A 23,523-nucleotide genomic window follows, 5' to 3' on the forward strand; every position below is an offset into this window, starting at 1 on the left:
AGCCCGGCAGGACGCCTGTCCAGCCCCCGGCCGCCGGACCACCGGGCCGGACCCGCGTTGTACATTTCGGCACATTGCCGCAAGATATCCCCGACTCATCCCCAGATCCATCCGAGGACCATCGCCGTGAGCAGCAGACTGGAACGCGAGGCCGCGCGCCGCCGCACCTTCGCCATCATCAGCCACCCCGACGCGGGCAAGACCACCCTGACCGAAAAGCTGCTGCTGTTCGGCGGGGCCATCCAGATGGCCGGTTCGGTCAAGGCCCGCAAGGCTTCGCGCCACGCCACCTCGGACTGGATGGCCATGGAGCGCGAGCGCGGCATTTCCGTGACCACCTCGGTGATGCAGTTTCCCTACCGCGACCGGGTGGTGAACCTGCTGGACACCCCCGGCCACCAGGACTTTTCGGAAGACACCTACCGCGTGCTCACCGCCGTGGACTCGGCCCTCGTGGTCATCGACGCGGCCAAGGGCGTGGAAGCCCAGACCCGCAAGCTGATGGACGTGTGCCGCATGCGCGCCACCCCGGTCATGACCTTCATCAACAAGATGGACCGCGAGGCGCTGCACCCGCTGGACGTCATGGCCGACATCGAGCAGCACCTGCAGATCGAGTGCGCCCCCATGACCTGGCCCATCGGCATGGGCTCCACCTTCAAGGGCACCTACGACCTGCTGCACAAGCAGTTGCACCTCTTTTCCGCCACCCACGGCGGGCGCATCCAGTCGGGCATCGTCATCCACGGCGTGGACGATCCCCAACTGGACGAATATCTGGGCGACCAGGCCGAGCAGCTGCGCATGGACCTGGCCCTGCTGGAAGAGGCGGGCACCCCCTTCGACGAGGCGCGCTACCTGAAGGGCGAACTGACCCCGGTGTTCTTCGGCAGCGCCATCAACAACTTCGGCGTGCGCGAGATGCTGGACATGTTCGTGGAGTTCGCGCCCGGCCCGCAGCCGCGCCCGGCCGCCACCCGCGTGGTGGAGCCCGGCGAGGAGGCCTTTTCCGGCGTGGTCTTCAAGATACAGGCCAACATGGACAAGGCCCACCGCGACCGCATGGCCTTTCTGCGCATCTGCTCCGGCACGTTCACGCGGGGCATGCGCCTGAAGCACCACCGCACCGGCAAGGACGTGACCGTGGCCAACGCCACCATCTTCATGGCGCAGGACCGCACCGGCGTGGAAGAGGCCTTCCCCGGCGACATCATTGGCATTCCCAACCACGGCACCATCAAGATCGGCGACACCTTCACCGAGAAGGAAGTGCTGAAGTTCGTGGGCATTCCCAACTTCGCGCCGGAGCACTTCCGCCGGGTGCGCCTGAAGAACCCGCTGAAGGCCAAGCAGTTGCAGAAGGGGCTGGAGCAACTGGCAGAAGAGGGCGCTGTGCAGTTGTTCCGCCCGCTGGTGAACAACGACTACATCCTGGGCGCGGTGGGCGTGCTGCAGTTCGACGTCATCGTGGCGCGGCTGGCCGACGAGTATGGCGTGGATGCCGTGTACGAGGGCGTGGGCACGCATACCGCGCGCTGGGTGCACTGCGAGGACAAGAAGATTTTTGCGGATTTTCAGGATTACCATCGCGGCGAGCTGGCCGTGGATGCGGAGGGCGCGCTGGCCTATCTGGCTCCCAACCCGTGGCGGCTGGAATCGGCCATGGAGCGGTATCCGAAGGTTGAATTCCGCACGACGCGCGAAATCAGTTAGTTTTTTTGCGGGGGAGGGACCCTTTTGGAAAAGGGTCTCCTCCCCCGCGCCCCCTCCCCCCAAAACTTTCAATTGTCTTTAGGCACGCCCCGTGTGTTGAAAGCGGGCATTTCGGGTGGGCAGCCCACGGTTGGTTTTGTGGTTGCGGGAGGCGTTCGGAAACGGACGTTGGCAGTCCCCACAACGCACGAAGGCCCGGCATATGCCGGGCCTTCGTGCGTTGTGGGGAAAGTGCGGGAAAAGGGGGAATGCGCGCGGGCCGCCAACGGCTATGCCGCGCCCGTGGAGCCGCCCGTGCCGTGGCCAGTGCCGCCGCGCTTTTCGCGATAGCGTGCCACCTGGGTTTCGATGGCCGCGAACAGGGCGTCGCGGTTCACCGGCTTGGCCACGAAGTCGTCCATGCCTTCGGCCAGGAAGCGGTCGCGGTCGCCCTGCATGGCGTGGGCGGTAAGGGCGATGACCGGCACGTCGGCCCATGCGGCCCCCTGGGCCGCCGCCTCGCGGATGCGCCGGGTGGCTTCCAGCCCGCTGACCACGGGCATCTGTACGTCCATCAGCACCACGTCGAAGGGGACGCGGCCCGCCGGGCCGTCCGCCATGGCATCGGGAGCGGCTTGCACCATGCCGCCCACTGCGTCCTTTACCATGCTGCCAACTGCGGCTCCTCTCATGCCGCCCATTGCGGCTTGCGCCGGGCAGCCCTCGCGCAGGCGGTCAAGGGCCTCCTGCCCGTCGATGGCCAAGTGCACTTCGTAGCCGTGTTCCTTCAGGAAGAAGGTAAGGAATTCGCGGTTCAGGTCGTTGTCTTCGGCCAGCAGCACGCGCAGGGGGCGGGCCTCGTCCGGTGAGGGCGCGCCATCCGCCGGGTGCGGGAAGTGCAGTTCGGTGGCGGCGGGCGCGCCTTGGGGCGCGTCCTTGTCCATGGGCAGCGTGAACCAGAACCGGCTGCCCTTGCCGGGAGTGCTTTCCACCCCGATGTCCCCGCCTTGCAGGCGCACGATGTGCCGCGAGATGGCGAGGCCCAGGCCGCTGCCGCTGTGCCGCCGGGTGTGCGAGCCATCGGCCTGGGCAAAGCTTTCGAACAGCAGGGGCAGCTTGTCCGCCGCGATGCCGGGACCTGTGTCCTCCAACGTGAAGCGCAGGCAGCCGCCCGGCCGGGGGCAGGCTTCGTTGCGGCGCACGTCCAGGCGCACCCAGCCCGCGTCCGTGAACTTCACGGCGTTGCCCGCCAGGTTCACCAGTATCTGGCGCAGCCGCAGCGGGTCGCCCTGCAACTGGGTGGGCGCCGCGGCGTCGATGTGCACGGTGAGCGACAGGCCCTTGCGTTCGGCCTGCACGGCCAGCGGGGCCAGCGCGTCGTTCACGGCGGAGCGCAGGTCGTATTCTACCCGGTCCAGCCCCAGCCGCCCGGCCTCCATGCGCGAGAAGTCGAGCAGGTCGTTGATCACGTGCAAGAGTCCCTCCGACACGTTGCGGATCATGGAAAGGTAGCGGGCCTGCTCCTCGTCGCGGGCGTTGGGCGTGGCGTCGTGCAGGCGCGAGAGCGCAACGTCCGCGATGCCAAGGATGCCGGAGAGCGGCGTGCGCATCTCGTGGCTGATGTTGGCCACGAACTGGCTCTTGAGTTCGTTGGCGCCCTCGGCCTCTTCCTTGGCCCGTTGCAGGGCCTGCTCCGCCTCATGCAGGCGGCTGATGTCCTGAAAGGCGCCGCGCGCCCGCACCGGCCTGCCGTCCGGACCGCGCTGCACCACGGCCTTCATCTGGCCCATCATCCGCCGCCCCTTGGCCGTAAGCAGGGGGATGTTGTCCCAGAAGACGGATTCAGGCTCGGCGGCGGGTTCGGTGATCATGCGTTCGAACTGCGCGGCGTAGTCCGGCGCGTAGATGCGGCAGCCCTCCAGGGGGCGGGGCAGGGGCGTGCCGGGCTCCACCTCGAGCAGGGCGTACAGCCCCGGCGACCAGTAGGTGGCCACGTCGTTGGCGAGGTCGAAGTCGAAGCTGCCGATGCCCGCGATGAGCTGCGCCTCCAGCAGCCGGGCCTCGCTGTCGCGCAGGGCTTGTTCGGCTTCGTGCAGGCGGGTGATGTCCTGGAAGGTGCCGCGCATGCGCACGGCCGCGCCGTCCGGCCCGCGCTCGATCACGGCCTGCATGTGGGCCACGCCCCGCCTGCCGGTGGCCGTGATGTAGGGCACGGTCTCGGAGTGGATGGTTTCCGGCGTGGTGTCGCGCGAGGTCCGCAACTCTTCGAACCATGCGGCGCGCTCCGGCGAGTGGACGGCGCTGCCCCGCGAGGGCGGCGGCGGGGGCAGGGCCGGGTCCAGTTCCAGCAGGGCGTACAGGCCGGGCGACCAGTAGTCGGCCCTGTCTTGCATCAGGTCGAGGTCGAAACTGCCCATGCGCGCGATGCGCTGCGCTTCCTGCAGGCGGGTTTCGCTGGCCCGAAGGGCCTGTTCGGCCTCGTGCAGGGCGGTGATGTCCTGGAAGGTGCCCCGGATGTGCTGCGGCAGCCCATCCGCGCCGTGGCGCGCCATGAGCTGCAACCGCCCGAAGCCCCGCCGCCCCGTGGCGGTGACGTAGGAGAACGAACGCTGGATGGTGGTTTCCGGTCGGTCGGCGGGGGTGGCCAGAAACGCCTCGAACCACGGGGCGGTTTCCGGCGCGTGGCGGCGGAAGGCCTCGCCCGGCACCAGCGGGCCGTCCTGCGGGTCCAGGTCCAGCAGCCGGAACAACCCGGGCGACCAGAACGCCTCGCCGTTGCGCAGGTTTACCGAATAGCTGCCCATGCGGGCGATGAACTGGGCCTCGCTGAGCCGGGCTTCGCTGTCGCGCAGGGCCAGTTCCGCCTCGCGCTGGCTGGTGATGTCCTGAAAGGTGCCCCTGGCGTGCAGGGGCAGTCGGTCCGGTCCGCGCATCACCCGGCAGCGGAACTGGCCCCAGCCCTGACGGCCGGAGAGGGTGCGGTAGGGGAAGACTCGTTGCAGTTCGGTCACCGGCTCGTCCGAGACGATGGCCACGTGTTCGTGGTACCAGCCCAACTCCTCCGGCGCGTGGATGGCGAACACCTCTGCCGGGGGCGGGGGCGGCAGCGACGGATCGTGGCCGAGCATCTCGTACAGCCCCTCGGACCACAGGAACGTCCCGGTGTCCAGGTGCAGTTCGAAGCTGCCCATGCGGGCGATTTGTTGCGCCTCCTGCAGCCGGGCCTCGCTTTCGCGCAGGGCGTGCCGGGCCGCCTCGCGCAGGGTGACGTCCTGCAACACGGCCATGCACCGGGCGGGCATGCCGGTTTCGCACTCTTCGCGCAGGGGGCGCAGGCGCACCTCGTGGATGCGCTCGCCCACGGCCATGGTGAAGGTGGTCTCTTCGCCGTCGATGGCCGCCTGCAACTGCTCCTCGAAGGGCAGGGCCGCCTGCGGGGGCAGCACGTCGGAGGGCATGGCCCCCTCCAGCCGTTCGCGCGGGGCCACCAGCCCGGCCAGTCCCAGCCCGTCGGCCAGCAGGCAGCGCATCCGCTCGTCGAACAGCATGATGGCCCCGTCCGGGTAATTTTCGGCCAGGGTGCGGTAGCGGGCCTCGCTGCGGCGCAGGGCTGTCTCCGCCTCCAGCCGCCGCCCGCGCTGGCGGCTGGCCGACCAGGCCAACAGCGCCACGGCCGCGCACAGGGCCAGGGTCAGGCCCGCGTTGGCCACCGCCTGCCGCCGCCAGGTCGCCAGCACGAGGTCGAGCCGGGTGTGCATGGTCATGCGGAAGGGAAAGTCGCGCAACTGGTACACCGCCACCAGCGCTTCCGGCGTTTCCACGATGCGCAGGCCCGACTCGGTGGCGTCGTCGTCGGGCGCGTCGGCCATGGGCATGCCGTCAAGGCTCGCCTCCGGGCGAGCGGCGGCGTGTTCCCGTCTGTCCGGAGGCCGTGGCGACCCCGATGGCTGGGACGTCTGGGGCGACTGGGGCGACTGGGACAAGCGGGGTCCCCCGTCATCGCCGACGGCACTGGCGGCCGCCGCGATGGAGGCGCGCACGCAAACCGCCCCGGCGTCCAGCGGCCACGAGACCAGCGGCGCGCCGTCCTCGCCGAGCAGGAGGGTGCATTCGGCCTCGTTGGGGTCGTAGTCCTGATAGCGGTCGTGGAAGGATGCGGGGGCAAGCAGGGCCACCAGCGCACCGGCAAAGCTGCCGTCGGCGTGCGAGACGCGACGGCTCAGCAGCATGCGGGGCGGTGCCGCGCCAAGCGGGCCATGAAGGGCGTCCGACAGCCGGACCACGTGGACGTCGCGCAGCAGGTCGCGATGGGCGGCCAGCACGGAGGTGGCCGGAAACGGGGCGGGCAGTTGCCCCGTGGCGGCCACGGGACGCCCGTCCGCGCCGAACCAGGCCAGTTCCACGGCGTGGGGCCGCAACAGGTCCAGCCTTCGGCGCAGAATGGCCGCGAGGGCCTCCGGGCCGTCCTGCCGGTGCTCATCCATGTCCGAGGCCAGGGCCGCCAGCGAAAGGTCCATGTCGTGCAACACGCCGCCCACATGTTCGCCCATCAGGCGCAACTGCCCTTGCAGACGCAGGCTGGCCAGTTCCATATGGCGTTCACGCTCGCGCAACACGTGGGTGGCGCTGGCCGCCACCACCGCCGCCAGCACCACCAGCAGCACCCAGCCGAGCATGCTGTCGCCGAGGTGGGTGGCGGGCACGCGCGGCCGCGTATCGCGCGGGGCGGGCTTGCCGGGTGGCGGGGCGGCGGGGGCGTCAGTCATGGCCGTGGCCGTTGTCGGGGGTGGGGGGCGAGGCGGAAGGGACGGAAGGCGAGGGCGCGGCAACGTCGTCCACTGCGTCATCCCGGCTTGGGCGGTCGGGCTTGCTGGCCCCGCCCAGTCCGGTCGGGGCTTGTGGCGGTGTATCGGCGGGCAGGGCCATCAGCGCCTCGGTGTCCTCGAACAGGCGTTCAAGGATGGAATTGGAAACCAGCATGCCGTTGCGGGTCAGCCGCAGGTAGCCGTCGCGGATGCGCAGCAGCCCTTCGCGGTGCAGCATGTGCACCAGCCGCTTGTGGTCACGCAGGAAATCGCGGCCCGTCAGTTCGCGGTAGGCCTTCACCCGCAGGCCGCGCGCGGTGCGCAACCGCAGCATGATCAACTCCAGCACCCGTGTCTGGGGGGTCAGCCGCTCGGCCTCGGTGCCCACGCGGCCCTCGTCCACCTGGCGCGTCCAGGCGGCGTGGTCCTCCGGATTGCTCCAGCGCAGGCCGCCGATGGTGGACGCCGCCGACGGGCCAAGGCCAAGGTAGTCCTCGCCTTCCCAATACCCCAGGTTGTGGCGGCACTGGAAGCCCATGCGGGCGAAATTGGAAATTTCGTAGTGGATATACCCTTGCGATTCCAGAAATTCCGCCCCGTCCAGAAACATGGCGGCCTGGGCGCGTTCCGGCGGCAGGGAAAGCCGTTCGGCCGCGCAGTCGTCTTCCAGCGGGGTGCCCGGCTCCAGCGTCAGCCCGTAGCACGAAAGGTGGTCCGGCCGCAGCCGCACCACCTCTTTCAACTGGTTGGTCCACTGGCGCAGGGTCTGGCCCGGCAGCCCCCATATCAGGTCCATGCCCACGTTCTGGAACCCCGCCGCGCGCACGGCGCGGAACGCGTCCAGGGCCTCGCGCGCGCGGTGGGGCCTGCCCAGGGTGTGCAGCAGCGCATCGTCCAGGCACTGCACGCCCATGGACAGCCGGTTCACCCCGGCGGCCAGCAGGGTGCGCAACTCCCCCGGTTTCGTCAGCGATTCCGGATTGCCTTCCATGCTGATTTCCGCGCCCGGCTGCACCGCGAACGCCTTGCGCACCCGGTCCAGAATGGTGCCGATGGTCCGCGCGGGCAGCAGGCTGGGCGTGCCCCCGCCAAAGAACACCGAGGTCACCGGCACGTTGCCCATGCGGTCGCCCCACAGGGCCAGTTCGCGCAGCAGCGTTTCCACGTAGTCGCGCACGGCCGACGCCGCCCCCATCTCCAGCGAGTGGAAGGCGCAGTACCGGCACTTGCGGCGGCAGAAGGGCACGTGGATGTACAGCAGCATGGTGGTGGCGGTGTTTTGTATGCCTCCGGCGGGCAGGGGGAGTTGCCCCCTGCACCCCCGTTCAGCTTTGCACGCCTGACGGGATAATGAGCCAGTGGACCCATGTCCTGTGCAGTCCCCCCGATTGAAAAGTTTGGGGGGATGGGGGTGCGGGGGAAGGAGACCCTTTGCCTCAGCCGTTATGCGAGTCTTCGAGCATTACGGATGAGGACCGCAGAGCGTAAAGGGTCCCTTCCCCCGCGGATTCGTTATTTATTGCCCCGCTCTTCTTTCACCCCCGTAACCTTGGCGAAGTCGCGGGCGAAGCGTTCGGCCTCGCTGTACAGGCAGCCGCAGTAGTTCTGGCGGTGGATGCCCCATTCCTTGGACGTGTCGATGCCTTCCTGCCAGCCGGTACGAAAGTCGCGGTACAGGAAGGGCACGGGGCCGCTGGAGGCGATACCGTGCCCCACCTCGGCGATCATCTCGTGGCGTTGGCGGCGCGAGTAGAGCAGGCTGGTGCTGAAGGCGTCGTACCCGCCGCGTTCGGCGATGGCGCGGGTGCGTTCAAGGCGGGTGGCGTAGCACACCCGGCAGCGCACGCCGGGTTGTTCGCGCCAGGCCATCTGGCGCATCCACGCGGCGGGGTCGTACTCGGCGTCGCGCCAGATGACGGGCAGGTCAAGCCGCCGCGAGACCTCAAACATGGCCTCGCGGCGGCGCAGGTATTCCTGCATGGGGTGGATGTTGGGGTTCAGGAACAGGGCCGTTACCTCGTGTCCCTCGTCGCGCAGCATCCGCACCGTGGCGATGGAGCACGGCCCGCAGCAGACGTGCAGCAGGACGCGCATGGCGTTACCGGGCGGGCCTGATGTCGATGTGCACGCCGAACTGGCGTTCCATGTCGAGCAGGCGTTCGCGCTTGTGGTTCAAGAGGTGCATGGCCAGCTCGGCCCCGGTCTCGAACATGAACACGGGCGTGCCGTGCGGCAGGGCGCGCAGCTGGCGGTGGATTTCGCGCAGGGCCTGCAACGACTGCCATTCCATGTTGCGGCGCAGGCCGGACCCCTTGCAGCAGGGGCAGGTTTCCATGGTGATGGACAGCGCGGACGAGCCGGTGCGCTGGCGCACCACCTGCAACAGGCCGAAGCGGCTCATCTTGCCCACGTCGTGGCGGGCGCGGTCGTTCTTCATGGCGTTGCGCAGGATCTTTTCCACCTCGCGCCAGTGGTTGCGGTCGCGCATTTCGATGAAGTCGATGACCACCTGGCCGCCGATGTCGCGCAGCTTCAGTTGCTGGGCCACGGTTTCGGCCGCTTCCATGTTGGTCTTCAGCGCCATGGATTCGAAATTGGTCTTGCCCGAGATCTTGCCCGAGTTGATGTCGATGGCCATCAGCGCCTCGGTCTGGTCGAACACCAGGCGGCCGCCGGAGGGCAGGGTGACCTCGCGCGAGTAGATCTGCTCCAGCTGGCGCTGGATGCCGAAGCGCTCCCACAGGGTGCGGGTCTGGTCCTTGTAGACCTTGACCAGGCTGCCCTTGCGCGGGAACAGCAGCGAGGAATAGTCCTCGATGAGCTTGGCGGTGTGCTCGTCGTCCACCCACACTTCGGCCACGTCGTCGCTCAGGTAGTCGCGCACCGCGCGCGAGGCGAGATCGGGCTCCTTGTAGATCAGGCAGGGGGCGGATTCTTCGGTGCCCTTCTTGCGGATGTCCTTCCACAGGCGCTTCAGGAATTGCAGGTCGCGCTGCAGGGTGGTCTTGCTGGTGCCCGCGCTGACGGTGCGCACGATGACGCCAAGGCCGGGGCCGGGGTTCAGCCCTTCCAGCATCTCGCGCAGGCGGCCGCGTTCCTCGTCGTCCTCCACCTTGCGCGAAACCCCGATCTGCTCGCGCCCGGGGGTGAGCACCAGAAAGCGGCCCGGCATGGAAAGGTAGGTGGTCAGGAACGCGCCCTTGCTGCCGGTGGGTTCCTTCACCACCTGCACCAGCACTTCCTGCCCGGCCTTCAGCACCTTCTGCATGAGAGGGTACTTCTTGCCCTTGGTGGCGTCGTGCGGGGTGTTGTAATATTCGGGGTGCACCTCGTCGATCTGCAGGAAGCCGTTCTTTTCGGCCCCGTAGTTGACGAAGGCGGCCTGGAGGTTGGTGTCGACGTTGTTGATGATGCCGCGGTAGATGTTGCCCTTGGTCTTGGCCTGGTGGACCATCTCCACGTAGTATTCCTTGACCTGGTTCTCTTTCGCGCCTTCCTCGGCAAGGGCGACTTCCACCTGCTCGCCGGGCAGCACGCTGATGAACATTCTCAGCTTGCTCTTTTTCGTTGTCATGCAGTCCTCTGCGGGAAAAAAGTGTAAAATTTCAAAAATTCCGAAACATGCTGCCGTGCCTGCGGCGGGCCCGCGCGATTTCTCGCGCGGTGTACGCAGCGCATCCGGGGCGGTGCGGACGCGGGGTGCGCGTCTCTTCCCTGAATCGGGCGCGCATGGGCGCGTTCCCTTCCGGGCGGGCGGTTGGTGCGCCCGTGCACTTCCGGTGCGGCGGAATGCCCTTTCTCGCGGCATCCCCCTGCGACGCCCCGTCTTGCGACACCCTGTGGCGGGGTTCCCCTATTCGGGGCGGGGCCGTTGCGTCGCCGCGACAGCGGCCGCCCGGCGCTACCCGTTGCGGGGTGAGCGCCCGGCGTGGAAAATTTCGCCATCCGTATCGCGCGGCAGGGCCGTTTCGGCCACGGGTGCGCATGCGCCCCGCGCCGCCAGTTCCGCCAGCGCCGCGCGCACCGCATCCAGCGGGGCCCCCAGGGCCTTGGCCAGTTGCGGCGCGGTCTGCGGCCTGCGCGTTATGGAGCGCAGCACCGCCTCTTGCAGGTCATCCGGGTTCGCCACGGTGTCCGGGCGTTGCGGCTGGCTTGCGTCTCGCGCACGGCGGGCTCCGTCGTCCGGCAGCGCCGTCGTGCGCAGGTGGTCCGCCGCCGTGTGTCCGGAGCATCCGGCGGCCGCGTTCAGTTCGTCGCTCCAGCGGGCCAGCACGTCCCTGTCCACGGGCAGGGCGCGCGGGCTTGCGCCCGGCCGCGACAGGGTGGTCACGTCCACCCGGTGGGGGGCCAGCCGGCGCACGTAGTCACGCAACAGGGCGAGGTTTTCCGCCGTGTCGTTGATGCCGCGCGCAAGCAGCACCTCAAGGTAAATCCGCCCGCCGAACCCGCGCGCGAACCCCAACAGGCCGTCGGCCACGCCGCGCGCGGTCACGCCCTTGCACGGGCGGTTCAGCACGCGGAACTCCGATTCGACCAGCGAATCCAGCGAGGGCAGCACCACGTCCGCCCCGGCAAGGTCGGCGCGCACGTCGTCCCGGTGGAGCAGGGTGGAGTTGGTCAGCACCGCCACGGGCACGCCGGGCAGGATGCCCCGGCAGCCCGCGATGATGCGGGCAAGGTCGCTGTTCAGGCAGGGTTCGCCCGAGCCGCCCAGCGTCACGTGGTCAAGCAGGACAGGAGCTGGCAGGACAGCAACCGGCCGCGCGGCAGGCGTCTGGCCGTCCGGCATGGCGTCATGCTTCGCGGCCTCGGCGTCGCGCCAGCGGGCCAGTTCGTCCAGCAGCACGGGGGCCGGGACATAGGGAGCCCGTTCGCAGGTGTGCACGTCGGTCGCGCCCACCTCGCAGTACAGACAGTCCATGGAACACACCCGCCCGCCAAGCAGGTCGAGGCCGAGCGAACGACCTAGGCGGCTTGAGGCCACCGGACCGAACACGTGGGCAAGGGGCATGCTGTCCAGAAAAACGTCCTTGTGCGAGAAAGCGTGCGATGTCGAATGCACGGCGCGGCGTGGGCCGCACCTTTCACCGTGGGGTGCATCAAAACGGGTTTTCAGGAAAAAAGCAAGCGGGGGCGGGAAACCGGTGGGGTTCTCTGGCCATTTTTGCGGGCAAGGGGCGCACTACCACGCGCCGGACCTGTCGTCCATTGATAATGTTGCATGCGGCGGCGACGCCGCCGACGACACGATGCGCGCGCATGGCTGCCGACGCCCCGCGCCCTGCACGCGCGGTCGTGGCGTGCGGACCCGCGCGGTGGTCCGTGCGACGGTTCGGGCCATGGCCCGGGCGGAGGTTCGCGAGGGCGTGCCGCCTCGTCGCCGGGTGTTTCCCCGGCCCGTTCCACCCGGCTGGTCGGGGCCGCCTTGACACCGCACCCCCGGCCCGGTAGGCCCTTCGTTCCATAGGGCCGGGACCGGGTCTGCCATTGGCGGCAGGCGCGGCCCCGGGCGCGCGCATGGCGCGCGCCGCCCGGCTTCGCCCGCGCGATGCCGGTTGCCGACGAACCATCAGGAGGAATTCCCATGCCCGCATACGGAGATCTGGTCATTCTGCAAAGCCCGCGCGGCAAGCGCTACCTGCGCCGCGTCGAAGAGGGCAACGACCTGCACTGCCAGGAAGGCGTGCTGCCCATGGCCGACTTGGCCGCCGCCGAGTACGGCACCGAAGTGCGCACCCGGCAGGGCGTGCCCTTTCGTGTGCAGCGCCCCACCATCACCGACCTGGTCAAGGGCGTGAAGCGCCAGACCCAGATCATCTATCCCAAGGACATCGCCTACATCTGCATGCGCCTTGGCGTGGGCCCCGGCCGCACCATCATCGAGGCGGGCTCCGGTTCCGGCAGCCTGACCGTGGCGCTTTCGTGGTTCTCCGGCCCCACCGGCCGCGTGTGCACCTACGAGGCGCGCGAGGAGTTCTACAAGCTCTGCCGCCGCAACCTGGAATGGGCGGGCGTGGGCCAGAACGTCACCCAGTTCAACCGCGACATCATTGATGGCTTCGAGCAGACCGACGCCGACGCCCTGTTCCTGGACGTGCGCACCCCGTGGGACTACCTGCACCACGTGGTCCGCGCCGTGAAGCCGGGCGCGGCCCTGGGCTTTCTGGTGCCCACCGTGGACCAGGTGTCCAAACTGCTGCACGGCATGGAAACCGGCCCCTTCGACGACATCGAGGTCTGCGAGATCCTGGTCCGCCGCTGGAAGCCCGTGGCCGACCGCCTGCGCCCCGAAGACCGCATGATCGCCCACACCGGGTTCCTCATCTTTGCCCGGCACCAGGAACGCTCCGATGAATGGGACTCGTTCCGCACCCTGGGCACCCGCGAACGCAAGCAGGAAGCCGCCCGCCAGGAACGCCTGGCCGCCGCGCGCGGCGCCGTGGACGCCGCTGATGCCCCTGCCGACGATGAAGCCGGGTTTGAAGAATAATATCTGGATATAACGGGGAAGGGGCACCCTTTGACGCTCTGCGGTCCTCATCCGTAATGCTCGAAGACTCGCATAACGGTTGAGGCAAAGGGTGGCCCCTCCCCCGTACCCCCGCTTTGCTGTCGCCATCCGTAAGGTTCGCGCAAGCGCTCACCTAACGGCTGCCGCTCCCCTCCCAAACTTTTTGGTTGGGTGGTGATTTGCGCAGGCTGGCATGTGTTGCTATCTGCATGTCACCCCAATTGAAAAGCTTTGAAGGGATGGAGGGGGGTGCGGGGGGAGGAAGGGGAACTTTCCCGAAAGTTCCCCTTCCTCCCCCCGCATAATATTCCAGTTTTCATAAATTTTATGTCGGAACCGTAATGAACTTCACCATCCAGAGTCTCAGCAAGTCCTACAACGGCCAGGATATCCTGTCCGACTTCTCGCTTGAGGTGCAGTCGGGCGTGCGGCTGTGCGTATGCGGCCCCAACGGGTGCGGCAAGTCCACGTTGCTGCGTATCATCGCGGGGGTGCAGTCCGCGGACAGCGGCAAGGTGCTGCTGCCCAAGGGCTGCCGCCTGGGCTACGTGCAGCAGGAACTGGGCGACGACGTGCTGGACCGTCCCCTGCTGGACTGGGTGCTGGACGTGCTGCCCGCGTGGCATGACTTCTGGGCGGAGTGGGAGGCGGCTACCCGCGCCGGGGACGAGGCGGCCATCCGCAGGCTGGGGGCCAGGCAGGCCGAACTGGAGCAGGTGTATGGGTACAACCCGGAACACCGCGCGCGGGCGGTGCTGTCTGGCCTGGGGTTCGCGGAGCGCAAGTGGAGCCTGCCCATCCGCAAGTTGTCGGGCGGCTGGCGCGAGCGCGCCAAGCTGGCCCGCGTGCTGACGGCGGGCGCGGACGTGCTGCTGCTGGACGAACCCACCAACCACCTGGACCTGGAAGCGGTGGAGTGGCTGGAAGCCTTTCTGATGGACTACAAGGGCGCGCTGGTGTTCGTGGCCCACGACCTGGTGTTCATGGACAAGGTGGGCACGCACGTCCTGTACCTGGGGGCCAGCAAGCCCATGTTCCGGCGCGGCACGTTCAGCCAGTTCGTGGCCCTGCAGGAGGAAGTGGAAGGCCAGCGCGAGCGCGAGGCCCAGCGCCTGCAAGAGGAAATCGCCCGCAAGATGGATTTCGTGCGGCGCTTTCGGGCCAAGGCCACCAAGGCGCGGCAGGCCGGTTCGCGCCAGAAGATGGCCAAGAAGCTGGAAAAGGAACTGGAAAACTACCGGCCGGAGCAGAAGCGGCGCGAACTGGGCTTCTCGTGGCCGGAACCGGCGCGGGCGGAAAAGACCATCCTCAGCGTGGTGGACCTGGAATACACGTTTCCGGATGGCACGGCCCTGTGGCCCAGCCTGACCTTCAACCTGTACCGGGGTCAGAAGATCGCGCTGGTGGGGCCCAATGGCTGCGGCAAGTCCACGTTGCTGAAGGTCATCGGCGGCAGGCTGGAGAAAAGCGGCGGCTCGGTGGTCATGGGATCGCTGGTGCGCATGGGTTTTTTCAGCCAGCACCAGTTGGAGACCCTGAACCCCTCGGGCACGGTGCTGGGCGAAATCCGCCGCCTGTCCGACCCGCGCACCACGGAAGAGGAGCTGATGAGCGTGCTCGGGCTGTTCCTGCTTGGGCAGAACTACTTCGAGCGCGTGGTGGGCGGCCTTTCCGGCGGCGAGAAGAGCCGCCTGATCCTGGCCACGCTGTTCCTGGCGCGGTGCAACTTCCTGGTGCTGGACGAACCCACCAACCACCTGGACCTGGAAAGCCGCGAGGCGCTGGTGGAGGCGCTGCAGAGCTACGAAGGCACCATCCTGATGGTGGCCCACGACCGGCACCTGCTGTCCACCGTGGCGGACGAGGTGTGGGCGCTGTCGCCCACGGGCGTCACGGTGTACGAGGAAGGCTTCGAGCAGTATGACGCGGCGCGCCGCCAGCAGGGGGATGCGGGCGTGCTGACGCCGGGCGCGGGCGAACCGAAACGCGAGACGGCGTCCCTTTCGCGCGACGACATGAAGCGCATCAAGCGCGAACAGGCCGAGCAGCGCAACGCCCTGTACAAGGAACTGAAGCCCCGGCAGGACGCCTACGCCAAGCTGGAAAAGCAGCTGGAAGCGTCGCTGGCCGAGCAGGCCGAGGTGGAACAGACCCTGGCCGACCCGGCGGTGTATGGCGATTCCGCGCGGGCCACGGAACTGCTGAAGCGCTTCGGCGAGTTGCAGCGGCAGGGCGAGGACCTGTTCGAGAAGATGAGCGAACTGGAAGCGGTGATCGCCGATCTTGAGGCGCGGCGGGCGGCGTTGACCGTGGAGGGTGCGTAAGATGGGTGAGGCAGGGGCCATTCCCGCGTCCATTCCCGCATCGGACTCCGCATCGGGCTCCGCCCGGCGCATCGCCGTGGTGGCGGGCATCCTGTGGGACGGCGAGCGGTTTTTGGCCGTGGAACGCCCGGAGGGCAAGCCGCAGGCGGGGTTCTGGGAATTTCCCGGCGGCAAGATCGAACCGGGCGAAGCCCCGGCGGACGCCCTGGCCCGCGAACTGCGCGAGGAACTGGGCGTGACCCCGGTGGACGCCACGTTCTGGCGCATCGTGCGGCACGACTACCCGCACCTGTCGGTGGAACTGCACTTCTTTCACGTCACCGGGTTCACCGGCACGGTTACCGCGCTGGAGGGCCACCGCTTTGCGTGGCTGACCTGGGACGAGGCCATGCGCCTGCCGTTTCTGGAGGCGGACCTGCCGCTGGTGGCCGACCTGCGGGACGGCCCCGTTCCAGGCGGCGGGCCGGGCTAGGGCGCTTCCGAAAACTGTCCGGACGGAACACTGTTTTTCGGGGGAACGGGGCGCGCGGCGCTTCGTTCCCCCGCAACGCCTTTTGCGGAACTTGCTGGTAGAATGGAGCGTGGACGCCCGGCGGCGTCCAGCGGCATTCGGGGACGTCCGGGAACATCGGGGACATCCGGATGCATCGGGGGGCGGCGGCGTCGCGTCGCGGCCGTTCAGGGTTGCATCAAAAGACAGACACACGCCGGGAGGGCGTATGGAACAATTGTTGTGGATCGTGCTGGCCCTGCTGGCGGGGGCGACCCTGCCCACGCAGGCGGGCATCAATGCGGCATTGCAGGCGGATTGGGCGCGCCACCCGGCGCTGGCCTCGCTGATTTCGTTCACGGTGGGCACGGCGGCGCTGGGGCTGTACGTGCTGGCCTCGCGCATTCCGTTTCCTTCGGTGTCCTCGTCGTCGGCGTGGCAGTGGACGGGCGGCCTTCTGGGGGCGTTCTTCGTCACCGTGGTCACCTTCCTGGCCCCGCGCCTGGGGGCCACGGCCATGATCACGCTGGTGCTGGCCGGGCAGATGGCGGCATCCGTGACGCTGGACCACTTCGGCCTGCTGGGCTACCCGGAACGCCCGCTGGGGCTGGTGCGCTTTGCCGGGCTGGTGCTGGTGGCCGTGGGGGTGTTTTTGGTACGCAGATTCTAGCTGGGGATAGGCTCCCGCGCCCTACCCCGCGAGGTCAATTGCGTTCCGCCGCGCCTCGGCATATGGTGGGCAATTCCGGCTGCGCGGCAGGCCCCGTAACGGGCAGCGCGCGGCAGGTGCAAGCATTCCGGCAGGGTGATGGCAGGGGTTGCCGGGCCTTTTCCGAGGGGGAAGGCCCATGCGGCGGGTTGCTGCATCCGTTGCCGACATGGCGGGCGGTCGCCATGCACGGCGCCCCGGCGCGGGCTGCGCCAGGGCAGGGAAGTCGAGGGAAGCGAAAGAGGACGGGCCGTTGCCCGACTCCAAGCGCAAGGAGTGCATCATGTCCAAGGAAAGACTTGTCGTCGCCGTGTGCGGGGCCACCGGGGCGGTGGGCCGCGAAATGCTGAACACGCTGGAACAGCGCGAATTTCCCGCGGCGGAGGTCATCCCCTTCGCCTCGGCCCGTTCCGCGGGCAACAAGGTGCCCTTCATGGGCGGCGAACTGACCGTGCGCGAACTGACCGAAGAATCCTTCCGGGGCGTGGACATCGCCCTGTTCTCGGCCGGTGGTTCCACCTCCGAGAAATTCGCCCCTCATGCCGTGCAGGCCGGGTGCGTGGTGGTGGACAACTCCAGCGCGTGGCGCATGGACGAGCGCTGCCCGCTGGTGGTGCCCGAGGTGAACGCCCACGCCCTGGACGCTCACAACGGCATCATCGCCAACCCCAACTGCTCGACCATCCAGATGGTGGTGGCGCTGAAGCCGCTGCACGACGCGGCCAAAATCACCCGCGTGGTGGTTTCCACCTACCAGGCCGTTTCCGGCACCGGGCAGAAGGCCATCGACGAGCTGGAAAAGCAGGTGCGGCAGATGTTCAACATGCAGGAGCCGGACGTTGCCGTGTACCCGCACCGCATCGCCTTCAACTGCCTGCCGCAGATCGATGTCTTCATGGACAACGACTACACCAAGGAAGAAATGAAGATGGTGCTGGAAACCGTGAAGATCATGGAGGACCCCTCCGTGAAGGTCACCGCCACCTGCGTGCGCGTGCCCGTCTTCTACGGCCATTCCGAGTCGGTGAACATCGAGACCGAGCGCAAGCTTTCCGCCAAGGAAGCCCGCGCCATCCTCGCGCAGGCCCCCGGCGTGCGGGTGTATGACAACCCCGCCCAGAAGATGTACCCCATGCCCATCGACGCGGCGGGCGAGGATGACACCTTCGTGGGCCGCATCCGCGAGGACGAGACCATCGCCAACGGCCTGAACATGTGGATCGTTTCCGACAACATCCGCAAGGGCGCGGCGCTCAACGCCGTGCAGATCGCCGAGGCGCTGGTGGAGCGCGACCTGTTGAAGGTGCGCGACCCGCAACTGTTCCTGCGTTAGGGCCAACGTCCGACATCGCAAATCCATCACGCGGCCATCCGACCCCGGTATTGCAGACCGGACGGATGGCCGCGCGTCCGCCCGGCGCAGGGTGTTTCCCCCCGACGCGCGGGCACATCGCCATCCACCGCAATAAGGAGTGGTCACGCCGTGATCCCCGTGCTGGATACCGACGACTACGTCACCCGCCTGCTGTCCCGCGAACGCCCCGGCGAAGCGGGCATCATCGCCTTCTACGAGCACCGCGTGGGCGCCATATGCCGCAACCCCCGCCTGATGCTCATGCCCCTCGACGACCATCTCGCCCATCGCGGCGACGGCATCTTCGAGAGCATGAAGTACCTGCACCGTCGCATCTACCAACTGGACGCGCACCTGGAGCGCATGCGCCGCTCCGCCGCCGGGCTGTACCTGGCCCCGCCGTGCACGTGGGAGCGCATGCGCGAGATCATCATCGAGGTGGCCCAGGCGGGCGGCGAGGCCAACGGCTCCATCCGCGTGCTGGTGGGGCGCGGCCCCGGCGGTTTCGGCATCGACCCTGCCGAATGCCCGGAACCCAGCCTGTACGTGGCCGCCTACCATTTCACCCCCAAGCCCGAGGCGTGGTTCGACAAGGGGCTGACGGCCTTCCGCAGCTCCATCCCCGCCAAGCAGGGCTACCTTGCGCGCATCAAGAACGCCAACTACCTGCCCAACGTGCTCATGACGCGCGAGGCGCACGAGCGCGTCATGGACGTGCCCTTCTCGTTCGACGACGAAGGCTGCCTGGCCGAAACCGCCATCGCCAACGTGGCCCTGGTGGACGAAACCGGAACCCTGGTGGTGCCGGAGTTCACCAACGCCCTGGCAGGCACCACCGTGCTGCGCGCCGTGGAACTGGCCCAGGGCGAGGTGCCCGTCAGCTTCCGCAAGGTGCGCGAGGAAGAACTGCACGCCGCCCGCGAAATCCTGGTGCTGGGCACCAGCTCCGACTGCGTGGCCGTGGTGGCCTACGAAGGCCGCCCCGTGGCCGACGGCCGCCCCGGACCGGTTTCGCGCCGGTTGCGGGCGCTGTTGCAGGCGGATTTGATGGAGAACGGGATTCCATTTTGAATTCGTTGAGAATATGAACGCATGTGGGGGGGCAGGAGGGAAACTTTTCGCTCTGCGGTCGCCATCCGTAATGTTCGCGCAAGCGCTCACATAACGGCTGCCGCAAAAGTTTCCCTCCTGCCCCCCCACACCCCCCCTCCTCCCTTCAAAACGTTCCATTTGGGGTGGGTGCTGGGCGGAGCAATTCGGACAGGCCCCCGTTGGCCTCCATGTCTTACCAATCGAAAAGTTTGGGGGGATGGGGGTCCGGGGTAAGGGACCCTTTTCAAAGGGTCCCTTACCCCGGTCGCCTTTACCTGAAACATCAGTGGGATCCACGTTGCCATGACCACCGACACCGCCATGCACATCATCCTGCTGGACCTGGGGCGCGAAATGCGCGGGGGCCAGTTGCAGGTGTTCTACCTGGCGCGCGCGCTGCACCGCAGCGACGAGTTTTCGGTGGTGGTGGCCTGCCCGGCGGGCGCGCCGCTGGCCCGCGAGGCGGCGGCGGCGGGCATTGCCGTGCTGCCGCTGCCGGGCCGTCGCTCGTGGAGCCCTCGCGCCCTGCTGGCCCTGCGGCGCGAGGCGCGCGGCCATGCCGCCGTGGTGCTGCACACCCACGACGCGCGCGCGGCGTCCTTGGGCGCGCTGTGCAAGGGCACGTGGGGCGGCAGCGTGCCGCTGGTGCACACCCGGCGGGTGTCCTATCCCCTTGGCCGGGCGCTCAGCCGCCGCAAATACCTGGCGGCCGACGCGGTGGCGGCGGTCAGCGCGGAAACGGGCGGCGTGCTGGCGGCGGCCGGGCTGGACCCGGCGCGCATCACGGTCATCCATTCCGGCATCGACCCTTCCCGCTACTACCCCCGGCGTGAGCGCGGCGACGGCCGCTTCGTGTTCGGCATGGTGGGCGCGCTCACCCCGCAGAAGGGGCATGCGGTGCTCATAGAGGCGCTGTCGGTCCTGCAGGCGCGCGAGGCGGGTGACGCGGCGGGTGAAGCCACTGGCGGTGCGTGGAACGGCGCGCCCCTTCCCCCGTGGGAAGTGCGCGTGGTGGGCGAAGGACCGCTGTTCGGCATTTTGCTCGACCGCGCCGACGAACTGGGCGTCTCGCCGCGCCTGGCCTTCCTGGGGCGGCAGGACAGCCGCCGCATTCTGCCCGATTGCGACGCCCTGCTGGTGCCGTCCGTGCATGGCGAAGGCAGCAGCGGGGTGATCAAGGAAGCCTGGGTCACCGGGCTGCCGGTGATCTGCTCCGGCCTTGCCTCCAACCTCGAGCTGGTGCGCGACGGCGAGAACGGGCTGGTGGCCCCCCCCGGAGACGCCACGGCCCTGGCCGACGCCATGCGCCGCGTCGCCACCGACCTCGCCCTGCGCGCCCGCCTGGTGCGGGGCGGTGCGGTCAGCGTGGCCCACTACACCGACACCCGCATGGCCGAGGCCTACATGGCCCTGTACCGCCGTTTGCGGTAGACGCCGCCCGGTTCGCCGGTTCTCTGGCCTCCCCGTACCCCGCCTTCCCTGTCCTTCCCCGCCTGTGCCCGCGCCGCCAGCGTGTGGGTTTTCATCTCGCGGTGTCCTCCCCCCCCCGCCTTGTGCCTCCGGAAGAAACTCCCCCGTGCCTGGGTTGACGTGCCCACGGCAACTGTCATGGGTGATGGGCGTGCGTTGCATGGTCGCCGTGGGCATGCAACGAGTGTTCGCGCCAATGTCGTGCCGCGTTCGGAACGGGTGTCGCGCTGCCGCACCGTGAGGCACGGTGCGCTTCATGTTGCATCTTTGCCCCGGTCGGCGCGGCTCTGGCTTTACATACCTTGACGGCATGCGCCAAAGGTAGGGTTTTCCCGCAGTGACAGGAACGCGCCGCGCGGTATAGAAAATCCGCAAGTGAGCCGCGAGGGGGATTCTCCATGACCTGGGTGTTCATGATCGTGGCGCTGGCGGTGCTGGTCATTCTCATCGCCCGCGACCGGTGATGTCCCTGCGGCAGCCGTGCGCCAGCGGCGGAACGGAAGCAAAGGGGCTCAGCCCGAGAGAAAGGGGCCGGACGACGTATCGTCCGGCCCCTTGGTTTTGGGCGTTCGGGTTGTTTTGGGCCTGATGTCCCGGCGTCAGGCTAGCTGGCCGGGGTCGCGGCGGGCGCGGGCGGCGGCACAAGACGCTTCTGGCCGTCCCACACGCGCGGGGCCTTGGGAGTGACCGGCAGGTACTTGAACCACTTGTGGGTGGCCATGTGGGCCGGGTCCATTTGCAGTTCGCGGCTGTGCTTCAGGATGGGCGGGACGAGCTTCTTGATGTCGCCGTCCAGGTCCTTGGCGGTGGTGAAGGCCGCCGCGCGGATGGCCACGTCCACGGCCTTCTGGCTGTACTGCTGCGACTGGGCCAGGGTGTTCAGGGCCTTGGTGGGGTTGTGGAAGCCCACGCTGTTCTCGGCGGAGATCAGATCCCAGAAGAACTGGCCCTTGCGGCACATCTGGCGCGCCTCGATCATCAGGTCGTCGTAGTCGGCGGGCTTGGGCCCGGCGTATTCGGCGGCCATGCGGATGGCCTCGTGCGCCTTCACCGAGATGTCCTGGGCCACCATCAGCTGTTCCCACACCTTGTTCTGGGTGAACAGCACGCGCTGGCGCAGGTAGTCGGGGGTCTTGTCGGTGTGGCACTGGCGGCAGGCGCGCAGGTCCGGGTCCTTGAGCGGCGACGTCCAGTGGTGGGTGGACATCTTCTTCTTGCCGTCAAGCCGGACGTACGACATGTGGCAGTCCGCGCAGGTTACCCCGGCAGCGCCGTGCACGCCGTTGATCCACGTTTCGTATTCCGGGTGCTGGGCCTTGAGCATGGGGGTCTTGGACACCGGGTGCACCCAGTCCACGAAGTTGCCCTCGAAGCCCTTGGTGGTCGTGTTGCCGTGGGTCTTGTAGTACTCGAACATGTCTTCGGGGTCGAAGCCGTTGGCCCAGGGGAACACCGGCTTCTTGGCCGCGCCGAATTCCTTGTCCTGGAAGTAGTATTCCACGTGGCACTGCCCGCAGACCAGCGCGCGCTTTTCGTTGCGGGGCAGGTTCTTGAATTCCTTGTTCTGGGTCTTCAGGTAGTCCTTCAGCGGTTCGCTGTACAGGCGCAGTTCCATGGTCTGCGGCTCGTGGCAGTTGGCGCAGCCGATGGTGTGGTCGTCCACGTCCAGCTTCTGGCGAAACTCGTGGAAGTCCTTGGCCCAGAAGGCGTCGCCGTTTTCCTTCACCCATTCCATCATCTTGGGCGTCTTGCAGTTCCAGCAGGTGGAGGGCAGCCCCGCCTTTTCGCTGTAGTTGTTCAGCCGGTCGATGTGCAGGATGTCCTTCACCGCGTAGGTGTGGCCGCGCGCGGCGCGGTATTCGTAGCTGAAGGGGTACCCCAGCCACAGGTTCTTCAGGTACGGCTGTGCGTGCTTGTACCCTTCGGGCAGGGGGGTCACGTTGTCGTTCTTGTTGTACGCAACGGACCCGTTGTACTCGGTCATGATCTGCGATTCGTTGTTGCGCAGGTAGGTTTCGTAGTGCAGCGGGAATTCCGCCTTGAAGGCGGAGTTCTTCATTTCCTCTGCGGAAAGCTTGGTCTTGTACGTGGGCGTCATGGGTTCCGAAACGTCGGAACAGCCCGCCAGCACGGCGAGCGCCATGGCCACCAGCGCGACGAGGGGGCGACGGCTAGACATCGGCGGCACTCCTTCTGGCGATGGGAAGCTTGGGGGTGTGGGGCACGTGACGGTGGCAGTCGGTGCAGTACTTCTTGGTTTCCATGGACACGGTCATGGTGGTGGCCACGTGGCAGCGCCGACAGTTGGCCTGTACCACGTCCCTGGTTTCCCCGCCGGGGTGGATCAGGTCGGGGATGGTGCCAAGCGTGGTGGCATAGATGTCGCGCGCGCCTTCCTTGGCCTTGAACGGCAGCTTGGCGGCCAGGTTGTGCGGCGCATGGCATTCGTTGCAGGCGAACTTCGCGTGCGGCGAGCGCTTGTGGGTCAGCGCGGCCTCGGACATGGAGTGGCAACTGCCGCAGAACAGGGCCTGGTCCGTGGCCGTCATGGCCAGGGCCGCGCCCACGGTTACTGCAACGCCCGCCAGTGCGGCCACGAGCATGATGCGCCATGGTCGCCCCGGGGAGTTGCTCCGCAGTGCATGCATGGTTCCTCCTCCTGTTGGTGTGTCATGCGTCTGCCCGGCGCGAATGCCCGTGCGGCATCCCCGGAGGCTCGGACATGTCGTTTGGCCTTTCGCGCCGGACTCGGCAAGGATTCCCATCCCATTTTATGGGAAAACAACATCCCGTGATACAATGATTTTTTGGTTGAGCGAAGAAGTTGGAACTTTTACAATTTTCTGATTAACAGCGTAGCATGCTGTTTTGGCAGGATAAAAAATGCGACTTTGGTGCGCCGCACAATGCGTGGCGCTTCGAGTGCGCCGTTGCCCGCGCCTGACGAAAGTGGCGGCAGGCGTGGCTCAAGGGGGGATTTGGGGTGTTGTGCGGCGCATCCATCCGGAATGGAAAGGGAAAGCTGTGTGAGTGAACAGCCTGCGGCATTCGGCGCAATACGGCGCACGGCGTGCCG

General features: G+C 67.8%; 15 protein-coding genes. 8 read left to right on the plus strand and 7 right to left on the minus strand.

Annotation, left to right across the window (positions count from 1 at the left end; genetic code table 11):
- The first annotated feature begins 126 nt into the window (after positions 1-126).
- Positions 127-1,713, plus strand: coding sequence for a peptide chain release factor 3 (locus tag RVX_RS01660; RefSeq protein ID WP_116306885.1), 1,587 nt, complete (start codon positions 127-129; stop codon positions 1,711-1,713).
- A 269-nt stretch (positions 1,714-1,982) separates the two neighbouring features.
- On the opposite strand, the gene RVX_RS01665 is transcribed toward RVX_RS01660, so the two are convergent.
- The 5 genes from RVX_RS01665 to RVX_RS01685 all read right to left on the minus strand — a co-directional run bounded on the left by RVX_RS01665 (position 1,983) and on the right by RVX_RS01685 (position 11,508).
- Positions 1,983-6,458: an ATP-binding protein gene (locus tag RVX_RS01665; protein WP_230404694.1), complete on the minus strand. Its 4,476-nt coding sequence runs from the start codon at positions 6,456-6,458 to the stop codon at positions 1,983-1,985.
- Positions 6,451-7,761, minus strand: a complete 1,311-nt coding sequence (gene hemW / locus RVX_RS01670; protein ID WP_116306883.1) for a radical SAM family heme chaperone HemW — start codon at positions 7,759-7,761, stop codon at positions 6,451-6,453. Before hemW ends, RVX_RS01665 begins: the two co-directional genes overlap by 8 nt.
- 248 nt (positions 7,762-8,009) lie before the next feature.
- Positions 8,010-8,591: an epoxyqueuosine reductase QueH gene (locus tag RVX_RS01675; RefSeq protein WP_116306881.1), complete on the minus strand. Its 582-nt coding sequence runs from the start codon at positions 8,589-8,591 to the stop codon at positions 8,010-8,012.
- Between the two features lie 4 nt (positions 8,592-8,595).
- Complete coding sequence (locus RVX_RS01680) at positions 8,596-10,071, minus strand: Rne/Rng family ribonuclease (protein ID WP_116306879.1); 1,476 nt, start codon at positions 10,069-10,071, stop codon at positions 8,596-8,598.
- Between the two features lie 327 nt (positions 10,072-10,398).
- Positions 10,399-11,508: a radical SAM protein gene (locus tag RVX_RS01685; RefSeq protein ID WP_116306877.1), complete on the minus strand. Its 1,110-nt coding sequence runs from the start codon at positions 11,506-11,508 to the stop codon at positions 10,399-10,401.
- Positions 11,509-12,081: 573 nt separating this feature from the next.
- Here RVX_RS01685 and RVX_RS01690 point away from each other — a divergent pair.
- The 7 genes from RVX_RS01690 to RVX_RS01720 all read left to right on the plus strand — a co-directional run bounded on the left by RVX_RS01690 (position 12,082) and on the right by RVX_RS01720 (position 20,408).
- Positions 12,082-12,987: a tRNA (adenine-N1)-methyltransferase gene (locus RVX_RS01690; RefSeq protein WP_116306875.1), complete on the plus strand. Its 906-nt coding sequence runs from the start codon at positions 12,082-12,084 to the stop codon at positions 12,985-12,987.
- A 362-nt stretch (positions 12,988-13,349) separates the two neighbouring features.
- Entirely contained in the window at positions 13,350-15,332 is a 1,983-nt protein-coding gene (locus RVX_RS01695) for an ABC-F family ATP-binding cassette domain-containing protein (protein WP_116306874.1), read from the plus strand.
- A 1-nt stretch (position 15,333) separates the two neighbouring features.
- The gene (locus RVX_RS01700; protein WP_230404692.1) at positions 15,334-15,804 is read left to right on the plus strand and encodes a (deoxy)nucleoside triphosphate pyrophosphohydrolase; all 471 of its coding nucleotides are present in this window, start codon (positions 15,334-15,336) and stop codon (positions 15,802-15,804) included.
- Positions 15,805-16,051: 247 nt separating this feature from the next.
- Positions 16,052-16,492 (plus strand): DMT family transporter, encoded by a 441-nt coding sequence (locus RVX_RS01705; RefSeq protein ID WP_116306872.1) that lies wholly within the window; start codon positions 16,052-16,054, stop codon positions 16,490-16,492.
- A 322-nt stretch (positions 16,493-16,814) separates the two neighbouring features.
- Complete coding sequence (locus RVX_RS01710; protein WP_116306870.1) at positions 16,815-17,864, plus strand: aspartate-semialdehyde dehydrogenase; 1,050 nt, start codon at positions 16,815-16,817, stop codon at positions 17,862-17,864.
- Between the two features lie 150 nt (positions 17,865-18,014).
- Positions 18,015-18,956, plus strand: a complete 942-nt coding sequence (locus tag RVX_RS01715; RefSeq protein ID WP_116306868.1) for an aminotransferase class IV — start codon at positions 18,015-18,017, stop codon at positions 18,954-18,956.
- 324 nt (positions 18,957-19,280) lie between these two features.
- Entirely contained in the window at positions 19,281-20,408 is a 1,128-nt protein-coding gene (locus RVX_RS01720; RefSeq protein WP_116306866.1) for a glycosyltransferase family 4 protein, read from the plus strand.
- A gap of 643 nt (positions 20,409-21,051) precedes the next feature.
- On the opposite strand, the gene RVX_RS01725 is transcribed toward RVX_RS01720, so the two are convergent.
- On the minus strand, positions 21,052-22,626 hold the full coding sequence (locus RVX_RS01725; protein ID WP_116306864.1) for an ammonia-forming cytochrome c nitrite reductase subunit c552: 1,575 nt from the start codon (positions 22,624-22,626) through the stop codon (positions 21,052-21,054).
- Complete coding sequence (locus RVX_RS01730) at positions 22,619-23,095, minus strand: cytochrome c3 family protein (protein ID WP_116306862.1); 477 nt, start codon at positions 23,093-23,095, stop codon at positions 22,619-22,621. Before RVX_RS01730 ends, RVX_RS01725 begins: the two co-directional genes overlap by 8 nt.
- Between the last annotated feature and the right edge of the window lie 428 nt (positions 23,096-23,523).

The organism is Nitratidesulfovibrio sp. HK-II (assembly GCF_003402415.2).
Lineage (GTDB): Bacteria > Desulfobacterota > Desulfovibrionia > Desulfovibrionales > Desulfovibrionaceae > Cupidesulfovibrio.